The organism is Microbulbifer hydrolyticus, from assembly GCF_009931115.1.
In the GTDB taxonomy this organism is placed as follows: Bacteria; Pseudomonadota; Gammaproteobacteria; order Pseudomonadales; family Cellvibrionaceae; genus Microbulbifer; species Microbulbifer hydrolyticus.
Genome location: NZ_CP047491.1, coordinates 894,812 through 910,056, shown reverse-complemented (window position 1 = coordinate 910,056; position 15,245 = coordinate 894,812). Strand labels below are relative to the sequence as shown.

Below are 15,245 nucleotides of genomic sequence, written 5' to 3'. Positions count from 1 at the left end.
TTTTTCGTTTTGCGCGAAATCCCCCGCGCTCAGTGCTCGCTTTTCAGGTGCCGGTCAAAAAAGTCCTTCATCATCTGGTACCAGTGCTTGCGGGTTTCCTTACCGCGCAGGCTGTGCTTCTTGCCCGGGTAGGTCATCAGCTCGAACTGCTGGCCATTATCCTGCAGCTGCTTGATCAGGCGGGTGGTATTGGTGAACAACACATTGTCATCCGCCATACCGTGATAAATCAGCAGCGGGCCCTTCAGTCCGTCGACATAGGGGAACACCGATGATGCCTTGTACGCCTCGGGTACTTCATTGGGATTACCCATATAACGCTCGGTGTAATGGGTATCGTAAAGCCCCCAATCGGTTACCGGCGCGCCGGAGATACCCGCCTTGAAATAATCGCCCGCCTTGAACATGCTCATCAGCGCCATATAGCCGCCGTAACTGTGCCCGTACACGCCAATACGCTCCGGGTCGACAAACGGCAAGGAGCGCAGGAACTTGACGCCAGTCACCTGGTCATCTACTTCCACACTGCCCATTTTCTTGAAAATGGGATCCTCAAATTGCTTGCCGCGATTGGCCGAGCCGCGGTTGTCCAGAGTGAACACCACATAGCCCTGCTGCGCCATGTATTGATTGAACGGCCTGTCCCAGCTGTTGGTCACCAGCTGGGCGTGCGGGCCGCCGTAAAGGAACACCATTACCGGGTAGGCCTTCTTCGGATCAAAATCCGCGGGCTTGTACATGCGGTAATACAGGGTGTGCCCTTCCGGCGCCTTGATCTGCCCAAACTCCGGCTCGATCCAATCGCTCATATACGGATACAGGGGGTGACCTTTCTCCACCTTGTTTTCCTGCAACCAGGTCACGCGCTTGCCATCATTTCCGTGCAGACTGACCTGAGCCGGTGTGGTGGGGTTGGAATAGGTATCGATATAGCCGGAGGCATCGTCGGCAAATTCGATACTGTGCATACCGGCGCGGGAGGAGATTTTTTCAACCTTGCCGCTGCCGTCCAGGTTGGTCACATACAGGTGTCGTTCCAGCGGCGTATCTTTGCGGCCGGAGAAATAGACCTTGCCGGATTTTTCGTCCAGCGCTTCCAGCTCATCAATCGCCCACTCACCATCGGTTAGCTGCGCCAGCTGCTTGCCACTGAAATCGTACAGGTACAGGTGCTTGAAGCCATCTTTCTCCGAGGCCCAAATGAAACGGTCGCTGTTTTTCAGAAAGCGCAGGTCGTGGAACAGGTTGACCCAGGTATCACTGGTTTCCGCCAATGCCACGCGAGTCTTGCCGCTGGGAATATCCACAAAGCGCAACTCCAGTTTGTTCTGGCTGCGGTTCTGCCATTGATAGGAAAGCAGGTTGTCGCGGGCCCATTTCACCCGCGCAATGTAAATGTCTTCGTCTTTGCCCAGGTCCAGCCACTGGGTTTTACCACTGGCGAGATCGAGCACGCCCAGTTTGATTTTTACGTTGGGGCGACCGGCGGCGGGGTAGCGCTGCTTGATCATATCAATGCGATCTGCATAGATCTCGCTGCGGGTCACCTCATCCACCGGGCTCTCATCAACCTGCAGGTAGGCAATGCGTTTTTCGTCCGGCGACCACCAGTAACCGGTCATGCGGTCCATTTCTTCCTGGGCCACAAATTCGGCCATACCGTTTTTGATCGGGCCCTTGCCATCGGAAGTGAGCTTGCGCTCTTTGCCGGTTTTCAGGTCCACCACAAAAATATTCTGGTCGCGGATAAAAGAAACAAAGTGGCCTTTCGGGGACACCCGTACGTCGGTCTCAAACGCCTCGGTTTCTGTCAGACGTTTCGGCTCACCCCGACTCACGTCGTAGTAGAAGACATCGCCGGCGAGGGGAAACAGCAGGGATTTACCATCTTTCGACCAGCTGTATTCCATGATGCCGCTGCCGAAAATACGCTGGCGCTCACGCCGGGCCTTTTCCTCGTCGGAGAGATTCTCTTCCCCACTGTGCAGCCTGTCGGAATTCACCAGCATACGGGTCTCGCCATCCTTCAGGCGGTACTCCCACAGGTCGTAGCGGTTGTAGTCGTTCTCGCGGCCTTTGAGAAAAGTCACACGACTACCGTCCGGGGAATATTGCAGTGCGCGGGGACTGGTGCCGCTCAGGGCGGGGTCAGAGAACAATCTGTCGATGGTCAGCTGTTCGGCAGTAGAAAAACTGGCAAACGCGTAACCCAGGAGGAAAAACAGTTTCCGTTTCATGCAAGCACTCATCATCTCGAATTTGTCGGGAGAAACTGCCGATGCAGCCCCTGATTTCAGGCACGAAATGATAGAGTGACAGCCAAGTTGGCGCCAGAATTTGCGGCGATGTGACAGGAACGCACGTTGAGCCCCATATGGGCTCAGGCATGAGCCGCAGGAGCTCCAGGGCATTTTTTGAGCTACCGACTGTGGGATTCGGCCTCAAATAGCGTTAAACAGTTCACATTTCACCCTGGAAAACGCCACTAGAAACTACAGAATGACAGTACTGACATACACTGAAATCAGAGCCATCACAGTACAAAATCCTGTCGACACCTCCCCAGCGGGGAACGTTCCGAGAAGCAAAACGCCACATATCCCGAGCGTGTGTTTACACGCCAAGAATCCCGGGTCATTATGTCGGGATAAATAACGGCATAAAGAATACAAAAGGCACGCCGCGATGACGAAAAGCTATCTGAGAATCGATATCGTCTCCGATGTAGTCTGCCCCTGGTGCGTGATCGGTTATCAACGCCTGCAGCAGGCGCTCGCCAAATTCCCCGATCAGTTCGATATCAATATCGTCTGGCATCCCTTCGAGCTGAATCCGCAAATGCCGGAAGCCGGCGAAAACCTGCGCGAACATATCACCGGCAAATACCGCATCTCCAATGAGGAAAGCGCGGAGAACAGAGAGCGGTTGACAGAGATTGGCCGCGAACTCGGTTTCGAGTTCAACTTCTCCGACGAAATGCGCATCTATAACACCAACCAGGCCCACCGCCTGCTGCACTGGGCAGAGCCCACCGGGCACCAGACAGCGCTGCAAATGCGCCTGTTTGAGGATTATTTCACCCATGGCAAAAATCTCAACCATGAGAATGTGTTGCTCGATGCCGCAGAAGCGGTAGGGCTGGACCGGACAGAGGCGCTGGCAGCCCTGCACGACAACGCCATCGCCCGGCAGACTCTGGCCCGGGAAGAACAGATCCAAATGCAGGGTATCCGCGGCGTCCCCCTGTTTATGTTCAATCACGAATACGCCATCAGTGGCGCTCAGGAAGTAAGCGCCTTTGAGCAGCAACTGGAGCAGTTGACTGAACCCACCGCCTGATGCGCCACCGTCCAGCTATTTCTTTGTAAACTGGCCTGAACCGCTTCGCTCTTCACTCAAAGGGATAAATCCGATGCACAGTCAGGCCTGCAAAACCCTTCTCGTTTTTCTCAGCGCCATCTTTACGGCCGCCTGTGAGCCACGCCCCGAGTCCCGGCATGCAGCCGATGACTTTCTCACCAATATCGCCGCGTACTGTGGCAAGGCCTTCGCCGGAAAAATTACCATCAACGAACCCCGCTCCAATACGCCGGATTCCTTCGAGGGCAAAACGCTGGTGATGCATGTACGCGGCTGCGAGAACCCCGCGAGCGAGATCCGTATTCCCTTCCATGTGGGAGAAGACCACTCCCGCACCTGGATTCTCACACGCACCGGGAACGGTTTGCGTCTGAAGCACGACCATCGCCACGAAGATGGCAGTGAAGATGCGGTCACCATGTATGGCGGTGATACCAGGAATGCGGGGACGCAATTCCGGCAGGAGTTTCCGGTCGACGAGGAGTCGATAGCAACGTTCAAGCGCGAAGGGTTAGATGCGTCACTGAACAATACCTGGGCGATGGAGATTCACCCCGGGGAAAACTTCATCTACGAACTCACCAGGCCGAATGGACGCGAGTTTCGAGTCCAGTTTGACCTGACCCAGCCCGTAGCCACACCCCCGGCACCCTGGGGCTATTGATCCCAGGACGCCAGGGTGCCGGCTGGCTCAACTGATCAATCGATATGCAGCAGATAGTCGGCGTGAAACCGCAGGTGCTGCTCGATAAACGTAGCGATAAAGTAATAGCTGTGGTCGTAGCCCGCATGAAACTCCAGTTTAAGCGGGTAGCCTGCCGCTTCGGCCGCGGCCTTCAGTGCATTTGGCTTTAGCTGCTCTTCGAGAAACTGGTCCGCTTCGCCCTGGGATATCAGTATCGGCAACCGTTCGGTTGAGCGGCTCAGCAAGACGGTCGCATCGTATTCCTCCCAAAGGGTTTTGTCCGGCCCCAGGTAGGCCGCCAGGGCCTTTTCTCCCCAGGGGCAGGCCATCGGGTTACAGATGGGACTGAATGCGGACACCGAGATATAGCGACCGGGATTCTTCAGCGCGATGGTCAGCGCGCCGTGCCCGCCCATGGAGTGCCCACTGATGGCGCGGCGATCACTCACCGGGAAAGTGTCCTCCACCAGCTCCGGCAATTCCTTCACCAGATAGTCATACATCTGGTAGTGCGATTTCCATGGCGTCTGGGTGGCATTCACGTAATACCCCGCGCCTTTCCCGAGATCATAGCTTTCATTATCCGGCACTGAATCACCGCGTGGGCTCGTGTCCGGAATGACCAGCACAATACCCAACTCGGCCGCCATGCGCTGGGCGCCCGCCTTCTGGGAAAAATTTTCGTCGGTGCAGGTAAGTCCGGAGAGCCAGTAGAGCACCGGGAATCGCTGCTCCTTTTCCGCTTGCGAGGGCAGGAAAATTGAAAAGCGCATCTCGCAATCGAGCACTTCCGATCGATGGGTGTATTGACACTGGCTACCATCGAAGCACTGGGTTTTGCTGACAAGTTCTAGCGTCATCGATATACCTTACTTGTAGTGAATTACACTGCGAATGCTCTTGCCTTCGTGCATCAGATCGAAGGCCTCGTTGATTTTTTCGAGCGGCATGGTGTGGGTAATAAAATCGTCGAGCTGGAATTCACCGGCCAGGTAGCGCTCCACATAATCCGGCAACTGCGAACGCCCCTTGACGCCCCCGAATGCAGTTCCCCGCCACACACGCCCGGTCACCAGCTGGAACGGCCGGGTACTGATTTCCTGCCCGGCACCGGCCACACCGATAATCACCGATTCACCCCAGCCCTTGTGACAACACTCCAGTGCCGAACGCATGACGTTGACATTGCCGATACACTCGAAGGAATAGTCCACTCCGCCATCGGTCAGCTCGACAATCACTTCCTGAATCGGCTTGTCGTATTTCTTGGGATTGATACAGTCCGTGGCGCCGAGCTTCTTCGCCAGCTCGAATTTACTTTCATTGATATCGATAGCGATGATGCGCGACGCCTTCGCCAGGCGCGCGCCGATGATGGTCGCCAGGCCAATGCCGCCGAGGCCAAATACCGCGACCGTTGCGCCTTCTTCTACCTTGGCCGTGTTCGCCACCGCCCCCATGCCGGTGGTTACGCCACACCCCAGCAGGCAAACCTCTTCCAGCGGCGCATTTTTGTTCACCTTGGCGACTGAGATTTCCGGCACCACGGTGTACTCGGAAAATGTCGAGGTACCCATATAGTGGTAGATCGGCTTGCCGTTAACAGAGAAGCGTGTGGTGCCATCCGGCATCAGCCCCTGCCCCTGAGTGGCGCGAATTTTCTGACACAGATTGGTCTTGCCTGACTTGCAGAATTTGCACTCACCACACTCCGGTGTGTACAGCGGGATCACATGATCGCCTACCGCGACACTGGTAACCCCCTCGCCTACGGACTCTACAATTCCGCCGCCTTCGTGCCCGAGAATGGCTGGGAAAACACCTTCCGGATCATCCCCGGAAAGCGTAAAGGCATCCGTATGACACACGCCGGTTGCGATCAGCTTGATCCGCACTTCACCCGCCTTGGGCGGCGCCACCTCAACTTCTTCGATCGAGAGCGGCGCTCCCGCCTTCCAGGCCACCGCCGCTTTACACTTGATGGTCTCTGCAGACATATCCAATCCTCTTTTGACTCTCTTCAGCAACCGCCGAACCTGTGCCACAGCTTAACAGATCACCGGCCAGCGACGCCCCGGATTTGCACACCCCTGGGGCAGCTGTCGCTTCATTGCACCCTACTGGTGCCAGTGTATCAATTCAAAGAATTGCGACAGGATTTGTCAGGCAGGTTCGATTCAAGCGGTAGGCGCGGGCAAAATGGTAGGCATTGGGAGGATGAGACGGGCTGCCCTGGAGCAAACGAGCAGCCCTGCCGGAATTATCTCCGAGCCAATTCCAGCAGGGAGTCCGCTTCCAGTGCATCCTCGACTTGATCGAGCACTTCTTCGGCAATCTCGGCCAACAGGCGCTCGGTCGCCTCACGGGTGGTATCTTCCACCACGCCGCCGCCCTTCGGCGCGCGGGTACGGTAGCGGGCCCGCAGGTCCAGATCTGACAGATCGATGGTGCCTTCGCGCAGAACCGGCGCATCCGCAGTCGCACCCTGCAGGCGATAATGGAACTTCCCGTATACCGTCATGGTTCCCTTTTCCAGGTCGTAGTCTTTGCTGCTGAAGATATCCAGGATCTTCTGACGAATCGCAATATCGAAATCCGTATGCAGGGTGAGTGGCGCCCTGCTGTCCACCAGGTGAACCCGCTCATCCTCAAAGAACGCTCCAAACCGCTGCTGGACCTCGCGATCGAGATAGGCCCTGAATTCCCGGCTCGCCTTTTCGCGCATTTCCCCCAGCCCGCCATCGCTACCGGACAGTGCCAGCAAAAGTTCCAGATTATTCCCGGTTAGGGGCGTCGGTGCCTCGATCCGGATCTCCACCGGCGTGACCGCCAGCCGGATAAGCGGATCCTCACTGCCTAGTCCCAGCCAGCTGTCCGAACTCTTGGCCATCGCGGTCACTGGCGAAAGGGCTGATGTCACGATGGATAGCGAAAAGAGAGATGCACGAGTGAATGCGTTTAGTGAAGGTAAACAGATAATTTTGTAAGGCATGGATTCCGCTCCCAATGGGTTCAGGTTGGCGAACCTGGCTGCGCTGCGGCACCAGCAAGCAAGTCATCAACCATTTAACCCTCAACCCCTTGCAACCAACGGGCCAGATAGCGACCAAACACCGGTTAGTGAGTCATTTCACAGCATATTTACCGGAGAGCTTACGATCAGGTTCTACGGCATAACCTGATTCGATTGTCGGGAGCACCGTGTTAAACAGAATCTTAATAACCAGAACAATAGGAACCCGGCCGACCCCGTCCTAACATTTGGGGGAAAGACTCAGCAAAAAAAGAGGTATACGGCCATGTCAAAAGCCTGGGTTCTGGTAGCCAACCATACTCACGCCCGCGTATTTGAAGCGGAAAAACGTGCGGGCTCACTCAATGAAATAGAATCTCTTGTTTATCCGGAAGGGCGCATGAAGGCGCATGAACTGGTCAGTGATGCCCCGGGAAGGGCCTTCGACAGCGCCGGTCAGGGTCGCCATGCGATGTCTGAACCCACCAGTCTGCGCAAACAGGGCGCACAAAAATTCGCCCGCGATATCGCGCACACTCTGGAAAAGGGCCGTCAGGAAGGGCGCTTTGACCGTCTGTACATCGTTGCAGAGCCGTCAATGGCCGGCAGCTTGCGCCAGTCCATGAGCTCACCCTGCCTCGCAACGATTGCCGGTGAGTCACGCAAAAATCTCGCCTCCTGCGACAGCGAGGAGATCCGGGCACAACTGCCCACCTGGTTGTAAACCGGCTGCGACAAGCCAGTTATGGGGAAGTAGTCTCAGCGCAGCCCCTTGCCGGTGGCGGCGATTGATTTGTTGTCGACAGCCTGACACCATTCCGGTCACTAACCTCCCGGGCAGCCCTGCCCGGGAGTCATTCTGACGACCAAGGAAGCGGTAATGCTGAGACTGTTCCAAATCCAGCGCGGCAAGATCAAAGAGACATACGCCGGCAGCGACTATCAGAGCCAACCCCTGTCAGACGCTGCGTGGATTGACCTCCAGGATCCGGAGGAGAACGAGCGCGACCTGCTGGAACAGCTGTTGCGTACCGAGCTTCCCGAATCCGAAGACGTCGAAGAGCTGGAATCCTCCGCCCGATACTTTATCGACGCCGCGGGCATCCATGTGCACTCCCTGTACCTTACCCAGAGTGAAGGTCGCCACGAAACCTCTACCGCGGCTTTCATCCTCCAGCCGCAACGCCTGATCACCGTACGCGACAGCGAACTGGCCGACTTCCGCCTGCTGCGCATGCGTGCCCGCCGCAACCAGGTGGAAGCGCACAACGCGCAGGAACTGCTGATCCTGCTGTTTGAACAGAAGGTGGAAAATCTCGCCGACGCGCTGGAAGACAACTACCTGAAACTGGGAGAAGTCAGCCACCTGGTGCTGGAAGATGAAGAAGCGGACCTGGAGGAAGCCATCGACCACCTCGCCAAACTCGAGGATTCCAACGGCAAGATTCGCCTGTGCCTGATGGATACCCAGCGCTCCATCGCCTTCCTGCAGCGCCATCTGAAAGATGACCCGGAGCTGCGTGAAAGCTGCTGGGGCATATTGCGCGACATCGACACACTGATGTCCCACACCACCTTCCTGTTCGAGAAGATCAACTTCCTGATGGACTCCACCCAGGGCTTTATCAATATCGAACAGAACAAGATCATCAAAATCTTCTCCATCGCCGCCGTGGTCTTCCTGCCCCCGACCATGGTCGCGAGCATCTACGGCATGAACTTTGAACACATGCCGGAACTGGAGTGGCTACTCGGCTACCCGTGGGCACTGCTGCTGATGCTGATGGCAGGCATGGCGCCCTACCTGTACTTCAAGAAGAAAGGGTGGCTGTAGCCACCAAAATCACCGCCAACTGCTAATCTTTAGAGGGTCAAAAGCACTACAGGGAAGCAGGGCAATAATGGCGACGGCGGGCGGTAACGGATCGGAAAAATCAGCAGGAAAACCCTTCCATATGCGGCGCTGGCTCAGCGTGCAGCAGGCCGTTGACCATCTGAGCGCCCTGTCGGAAGATCCCCTGACCAGCGACGACCTGGCGCGCCTGGCCGAAGACCATACCCTGGACCTCTACTGGTACCGCCCGGGCCAACAGCTTGCCTACATCGACCGTCCGGGCAAGCCGAAAACCGAACTCACCGAGCCGCTGCGGCTGTGCCCGGAATACAGCAGTGATTGGCGCGCCATAGTCGGCATACTGCGCCAGCGCCCCGCCCTGCCCGCGGAGGAAAACGACACCCCGACACTCCGCGACGGCAATGGAAATCGCCTGCAGATCACCTTCGATTTCAGCCGTCGCCCGGAGCCATTCAGCAGCCGCTGGTACCCGAACTACGCGGAACTGGTCGTAAAGCGCCGGGACCTGGACCGCCTGGAAAGCCATCTGTTCAAGGCGGACGAAGAACAGGCACTGGAACCGGACCTGTTACTCGACGTGATCTGGCAGCTGGAACAGCTGGCGATGGAAAACGGACGGGACAGCAGTGAATCCCCCCACGACCTGGAATGGCTCACCCATCAGCTCAGCAACCGCACCAAGCTGGAGCCGAGCCTGCTCGGCAAAGTCCTGAACGCCGCCGAGCGCCAGCACGCCAGCCACTACTGACCGCCAGCCACCACTCTCGCCGCGCGCTGAACCGGCGCGACTTCCCCAGTACCGGGCCTACCGTGCTACGCCCGGCAACGCTCAACCATAATTTCCCGCAAAGCTCGACTCACCCCGGTGCGATTTTTTCGAAAAATAGCACCGGCTTTTTGCGCTATTCCAGCGCCACAGAATTTTTATAATGCCCGCATCGATAGATCGTATTAAACCCATCGATCGAAACCATTATCCCAAACCACAGACGGAGTCCGTCGTGCAGACCCGCAACAGCACAACCCATTACGGCTGGGTGGCCGTACTCTTTCACTGGCTGATGGCGCCCGCCATCATCGGCATGTTTGCCCTCGGCTGGTGGATGGTGGGGCTGTCCTACTACGACCCCTGGTACCGTCAGGGTCCGGATATCCACAAGTCGGTGGGGATATTGCTGCTGATGCTGCTGGCTGCACGTCTGGTATGGCGCTGGGCAAATGTCGAACCGGCTCCGGAGCCGGCGCCGCGCTGGCAGCAGCGCGCGGCAGGCGCCGCACACGGGCTGATCTACGGCCTGCTGCTGGTGATTTTCGTTTCCGGTTACCTGATCAGCACCGCGGACGGCCGCGCCATCGAGGTGTTCAACTGGTTCAGCGTACCGGCAACCCTGCACGGGCTGGAAAACCAGGAAGATATTGCCGGATCCATTCACAAGTGGCTGGCATGGGCGCTGATGGGGCTGGTTGTGCTGCACGGGCTTGCGGCGTTCAAGCACCACTTCGTCAACAAGGACAGAACGCTGATAAAAATGCTTGGCCGAGCCCCACGCGGATAAGCATCAACGAAACATGTATTTACAGCCTTGACCTGACCGGCGACAGGCCGGCTCAACAACCCGAAACACAATCCATCTGTAAAACGACCAATAGGAACCTGAAACATGAAAAGACTTGCCGTATTACTGTTCGCTACCCTGGTAGGCGCTTCCGCACAGGCAGCGGAATACCAGATCGACACCAAAGGCGCGCACGCGTTCGTCCAGTTCCGTATCAAGCACCTGGGCTACAGCTGGCTCTATGGGCGCTTTGACAAGTTCGATGGCAGCTTTGTGTACGACGAAGCCAAGCCGCAAGATTCCTCAGTACAGGTGACCGTGGACACCACTAGCCTGAACAGCAACCACGCAGAGCGTGACAAGCACCTGCGTGGCGAAGACTTCCTGAACGTGGGCAAGTTCCCCACAGCCACGTTCAAGAGCACCAGCTTTGAACCGAATGGCGATGGCAAGGCGCTGCTAAAAGGTGATCTGACCCTGCACGGCGTTACCAAGCCAATCACCATCGATGTGTCCGAAATCGGCGGTGGCAAGGATCCCTGGGGCGGCTACCGTCAGGGCTTTACCGGCACCACGGAATTCAAGCTGAAAGACTTCGGCATAGACTACGACCTGGGTCCAGCTTCCCAGACCGTGGAAATGATTCTGGACGTGGAAGGTATCCGTCAGTAATCCTCCCCGAGAAGCACATCTCTATCTCACAGGATGGAGCAACAAAAAACCCGGCATTATGCCGGGTTTTTTGTTGCTCGAGACCACGCCAGTAACGCGTAAACCTGTCAGGCATTTACCGCTTTGGTCACCGGCTCTCTTTCCAGCAAGCGTCCAACGGCAAACACCACAAGCCCCATCAGGATTCCCGGCATACCTTCATAGATATGTGCATGCCAACCCAGCCAACGCCAGATCAGCGCGGTCGCGAGGCCGAGTACACTCATGGTGATTGCCAGTTTCTGTGATGGCCGCCCGCCTGCGGCCAGCACCATCAGTAGCGGGGCAAATGCCGAGGCGAGCGCGGACCAACTCATCACTACCAGGCTGAACACGCTCTGATCATTCGACAGCGCCCAGATCACCGCCGCCGCGGTGATACCGACGGTGGCCAATTTCAGCACCCGGGTGTCTTCCGTGCTCTTTGGCAGGATGTCGCTGGTAATAGCAGCGGAGCAGCTTAATACCAGCGAATCCGCAGTCGACATGGTCGCCGCAAATATACCCGCGAGAATCAGGCCTACGAACACCGGAGACAGCAGTTCCATTGCCATCATCGGCAGCGCCAGCTCCGCATCGAATGAACCCGGGTCGCTCAACATGATCCGTGACAGCATGCCCACACCCGTGGCCATAAAGTAGAAAATCGTAAACCACAGGTAATACCAGCAGCGCGCCTGAACCATGTGTCCGGCGTTGTCCAGTGCCATAAAGCGCACCATGACGTGCGGTTGGCCCACCACGGAAATACCCGCAAACAGCCAGCTCAAGGCAAACAGCACACCACCAGCAAGCCCTGGCAGCAGGAGGTCCTGCGGATACCAGTTGAGGAAGCCTTCCACCTGCCCCATCTGCTGCCAGGCCGCACCCAGGCCACCTACGGATTGCGTGGCGACATACAGCAACAAGCCCATGGCAACCACCATCACCAGTGACTGCGCCGCGTCCGTCCAGATGGATGCGCGGATACCGCCGGCGAGGCAGTATGCAGCGACGATCACACCACCGATCACCGCGCCACTCCAGATGGGCAGGTCCAGCACTACATAGAGGGCTTTACTACCGGCCACCAGCTGCGCGCTGGCATAGGCGAGCAGGAACAGCAGGGAGAGGACACCGGCAAGCTTTTGCCAGTTGCCGAAGCGCGAGCCCTGCCAGCAGGCCAGTACACCCGCATAACTGGATTCACCGCTGCGCTTGGCCGCCTCGCGAAGGTTTTTATGCATCCACAGGGAGCCGAGGAAATCCCCAAGAATCCAGCCGAGCATCAGCCAGATGGAGGCGAGACCGGTGGCGTAGGTATAGCCAATCACACCGATGAACATGTAACCGCTGTTGTTGGTGGCCACAGCGGACAACCCCACCAGCATGGGCGATACGTCCTGACTCGCGAGATAATAATCTTTTTTGGTGCCGCGGCTTTTGCGGTAGGAACTGATCCCCACCGCGGCAAATAAAGAAAGAAAAAACAGAAAGCTGATCAGCACGTCCATTCCCCTAAAGCAGTTTCAAATAGTTATTGGTTTTGTACAGCCGTTGTATTTATCTGGGCGGGCGCGGTCAGCGCGCCCCTTCCTGATCACCCTCGGCACGACCACCCGTGCTCTCGGGCTGAATCCCCATCAACTCGGCAAACTCTTCCAGTTCATACAGCCCGTTAAACGCTGAATCTTCCAGCGCCTCGTCGCGGTATGCCGTAGAGATATCCAGCGCCTTCCGCAAATAGCTAATGGACTCCTCCCACTGCTCCAGATAGGCGTAAGCGCAAGCCAGCTGGTAGTAGGCATTGCCGTTTTCGCTGTCGATCTGCAGTGCCTGCAGGCACAGGTTAATCGCCCACTGGGGCTCGTCCAGCTCCAGTACTGCATCGGCTTTGTAGGTCAGCGCTTCGCCGTCGTCCTGGCGCAACTTCAGGATCTGGTCGTAGACAGCAATCTTCCCGGTGGGGGTCTGCTCGCGTCCGGCCCGCAGCCACAGGGAGTGAACCTCCTGGGTCAATTCGATCTCATCCCGGTTGTGCTCGATATGCTGGGTCTTTTCAGAAAGCTGTTCTTCGATACTGCGCAGACGCTCTTCGTATTGCTCCACCAGGCTGGAAATTTCCTGATTGGCGAGGGTGTGTACCTTCTCCTTTACATCGCGAATGGAGGTCCAGCCCATGATCACCAGCAGGGAACTGAATCCAGCGATCAGGTAAAAGAAATAGGTGATGGTATCGGTGGCGTAGGTAATCGCCTTGTCGGCAGCACTCAGTTGGCGGTCGACAATGTTTTCGGTCAGAGAGACCTTTTGTGCCGCCATATCCACCCGCAGCTGCTTCAGTTCATCAAGCACATAGCGCTCGATAAACGGGCTGTAGAGCGGCTTGTTGATCTCGTCTACCGCATCAGACACCCGATCCAGCTCTTCCAGCTTTTTCTTGTTTTCCGCCGCCTCTTCAGCGGTAACAACCGGTGCCTCCTGAGTGTCGGCATCCTGTGCCTGCGCTGACTCACCTGCGGATAAAAAAGCACAGGTCACAACGAACACTGCCGCCAGCAAAGCTGGCGGCAGTCGGTGAGTCAGTGCCAAAATCAGGCTGCGCATATTGCGTCGCCGTGTTCGTGCACTTCGACCAGTGCGGCGTGCAGGCTTTTGACCGCACTTTCGTAATCGCTTTCGTCGATCACAAACTGCATGTCTACCTGGCGCATCGACTGGTGCACCGCGAGAATGCTGATGGTGGAATTGGCCAGCGCACTCACCGCCCGGGACAGCATCCCGGAGATTTTCATGTCACTGCCAATAGCGGAAACCACCGCCACTTTGCGCACCTGGATGTCGCAATCCGGGAACAACTCGCCAATGGCTTTCTTGATCCGCTTGACGGTCTTCAGGTTGTTGCCCAGGTAGTGGGTAATGGTGTTGGCGTTGGTATCCTTGGTCACCACACTGCCCTTGAAGCGCGCAATGATTTCGTTGATCGCCCGGTCGTAACTGGTCATGCTGCCCATCATATCCTGATCGAAACATTCAACAGCATAGATGTTTTTACGCCCCGCGATGATTTCCACCTGCGGTGTGTCGCTTACATAGTCGCCAGTGACCAGTGTGCCGCGGTGCTCGGGCTCAAAGGTGTTCATCACCCGCAGCGGGATCTCCTGCTGGCGCAGACCTTTGGCTGCGCGGGGGTGGATTGCCTCCATACCGAGATTCGCCAGCTGGTCCGCAACGTCGTAATTGGTACGACCGATCGGCACCGCCTGCTCTTCGCCTACCAGGCGCGGATCGGCACTGCTCAGGTGGTACTCCTTGTGAATGATCGCTTCGCTGGCACCGGTTTTCACGGCGATGCGGCTGAAGGTCATTTCACTGTAACCACGTGCGAAGGTCTTCATCAGGCCGTCAGCGGTGTGGGCATAGCCCGTTGCAATCGGCAACTCGCTGTCAAAGTCGACATCGGCGAAGGCACGCTCGATACGCTCGTCCAGGGTCATATGCTCGCCATCGCGCCAACCGGTCAGGTCGATAAAGCGCGCATTGATTCCTTCCTGCTTGAGCAGCTGCACCGTGTTCCATGCGCTGTGCGCCTCACCCAGGCTGGCGAGCATTTCGCTGACCACATCCAGGTGGCCCTCCAGGGCGAAGTGACCGTGCTGGCACACCCGCTCGAGGTCTCCAAGACAATTGGCCGCGTCGTCCAGTCGCTCGCCGATAAAGCCATTGGCCTTGGCCAGCGTCACATCGTCGTGGAACAGGGTTGCGTTGATTTCTTCCATGCGCGCACGCAGCCCGGCTACCGCATCCGACCATTCACGCTCGTCATCGGCACCGGCAAACAGGGCAAACACCCCCGGGCGTCCGGATTTTTTATGCTCCAGCAGCATGTCGGTAATACCGCCATAGGCAGATACCACGAAAACACGCTGGTACAACCCTTCCGCTTTCGCTTTGCCGTTTTTCAGAATGATGTTGTCACGTACTGCGCGGTAGTCACTCATGGACGTGCCGCCAATTTTTTCAACCGTATGTGTCTTCATGGGATCCTTTCGTTTACCGATTTCAGTAGGTTCGGGTGGAGCACCA

14 protein-coding genes are annotated in these 15,245 nt (G+C 57.1%); 7 read left to right on the top strand and 7 right to left on the bottom strand.

The window, feature by feature from the left end:
- Positions 1-29: 29 nt before the first annotated feature.
- Positions 30-2,237 carry a S9 family peptidase gene (locus GTQ55_RS03825; RefSeq protein WP_161857539.1) on the bottom strand — a complete coding sequence of 736 codons (2,208 nt, stop codon included), beginning with the start codon at positions 2,235-2,237 and terminating at the stop codon, positions 30-32.
- 448 nt (positions 2,238-2,685) lie between these two features.
- Here GTQ55_RS03825 and GTQ55_RS03820 point away from each other — a divergent pair, with 448 nt between their 5' ends.
- The gene (locus GTQ55_RS03820; RefSeq protein WP_161857538.1) at positions 2,686-3,339 is read left to right on the top strand and encodes a DsbA family oxidoreductase; all 654 of its coding nucleotides are present in this window, start codon (positions 2,686-2,688) and stop codon (positions 3,337-3,339) included.
- A 73-nt stretch (positions 3,340-3,412) separates the two neighbouring features.
- Positions 3,413-4,024 (top strand): hypothetical protein, encoded by a 612-nt coding sequence (locus GTQ55_RS03815; RefSeq protein WP_183946605.1) that lies wholly within the window; start codon positions 3,413-3,415, stop codon positions 4,022-4,024.
- A 35-nt stretch (positions 4,025-4,059) separates the two neighbouring features.
- Here GTQ55_RS03815 and fghA read toward each other — a convergent pair whose 3' ends face one another.
- The 3 genes from fghA to GTQ55_RS03800 all read right to left on the bottom strand — a co-directional run bounded on the left by fghA (position 4,060) and on the right by GTQ55_RS03800 (position 6,935).
- Positions 4,060-4,905: an S-formylglutathione hydrolase gene (gene fghA / locus GTQ55_RS03810; protein ID WP_161857537.1), complete on the bottom strand. Its 846-nt coding sequence runs from the start codon at positions 4,903-4,905 to the stop codon at positions 4,060-4,062.
- A gap of 9 nt (positions 4,906-4,914) precedes the next feature.
- Entirely contained in the window at positions 4,915-6,042 is a 1,128-nt protein-coding gene (locus GTQ55_RS03805; protein ID WP_161857536.1) for an S-(hydroxymethyl)glutathione dehydrogenase/class III alcohol dehydrogenase, read from the bottom strand.
- Between the two features lie 263 nt (positions 6,043-6,305).
- On the bottom strand, positions 6,306-6,935 hold the full coding sequence (locus GTQ55_RS03800; protein ID WP_161857535.1) for a hypothetical protein: 630 nt from the start codon (positions 6,933-6,935) through the stop codon (positions 6,306-6,308).
- Positions 6,936-7,344: 409 nt separating this feature from the next.
- Here GTQ55_RS03800 and GTQ55_RS03795 point away from each other — a divergent pair, with 409 nt between their 5' ends.
- The 5 genes from GTQ55_RS03795 (at position 7,345) to GTQ55_RS03775 (ending at position 11,141) form a co-directional block, all read left to right on the top strand.
- Positions 7,345-7,782 (top strand): host attachment protein, encoded by a 438-nt coding sequence (locus GTQ55_RS03795; RefSeq protein WP_161857534.1) that lies wholly within the window; start codon positions 7,345-7,347, stop codon positions 7,780-7,782.
- Between the two features lie 156 nt (positions 7,783-7,938).
- Positions 7,939-8,892: a magnesium/cobalt transporter CorA gene (corA, locus tag GTQ55_RS03790; RefSeq protein ID WP_161857533.1), complete on the top strand. Its 954-nt coding sequence runs from the start codon at positions 7,939-7,941 to the stop codon at positions 8,890-8,892.
- Between the two features lie 121 nt (positions 8,893-9,013).
- Positions 9,014-9,661 carry a hypothetical protein gene (locus GTQ55_RS03785; RefSeq protein WP_237567816.1) on the top strand — a complete coding sequence of 216 codons (648 nt, stop codon included), beginning with the start codon at positions 9,014-9,016 and terminating at the stop codon, positions 9,659-9,661.
- Positions 9,662-9,914: 253 nt separating this feature from the next.
- Positions 9,915-10,469: a cytochrome b gene (locus tag GTQ55_RS03780; protein ID WP_161859999.1), complete on the top strand. Its 555-nt coding sequence runs from the start codon at positions 9,915-9,917 to the stop codon at positions 10,467-10,469.
- Positions 10,470-10,574: 105 nt separating this feature from the next.
- Positions 10,575-11,141, top strand: a complete 567-nt coding sequence (locus tag GTQ55_RS03775) for a YceI family protein (protein ID WP_161857531.1) — start codon at positions 10,575-10,577, stop codon at positions 11,139-11,141.
- Positions 11,142-11,248: 107 nt separating this feature from the next.
- On the opposite strand, the gene GTQ55_RS03770 is transcribed toward GTQ55_RS03775, so the two are convergent.
- The 3 genes from GTQ55_RS03770 to GTQ55_RS03760 form a co-directional block, all read right to left on the bottom strand.
- Entirely contained in the window at positions 11,249-12,667 is a 1,419-nt protein-coding gene (locus GTQ55_RS03770; protein WP_183946607.1) for a sodium/proline symporter, read from the bottom strand.
- Between the two features lie 73 nt (positions 12,668-12,740).
- The gene (locus GTQ55_RS03765; protein WP_161857529.1) at positions 12,741-13,766 is read right to left on the bottom strand and encodes a TPR end-of-group domain-containing protein; all 1,026 of its coding nucleotides are present in this window, start codon (positions 13,764-13,766) and stop codon (positions 12,741-12,743) included.
- Entirely contained in the window at positions 13,754-15,199 is a 1,446-nt protein-coding gene (locus GTQ55_RS03760) for an aspartate kinase (protein ID WP_161857528.1), read from the bottom strand. The genes GTQ55_RS03765 and GTQ55_RS03760 overlap by 13 nt, the downstream gene beginning before the upstream one ends.
- Between the last annotated feature and the right edge of the window lie 46 nt (positions 15,200-15,245).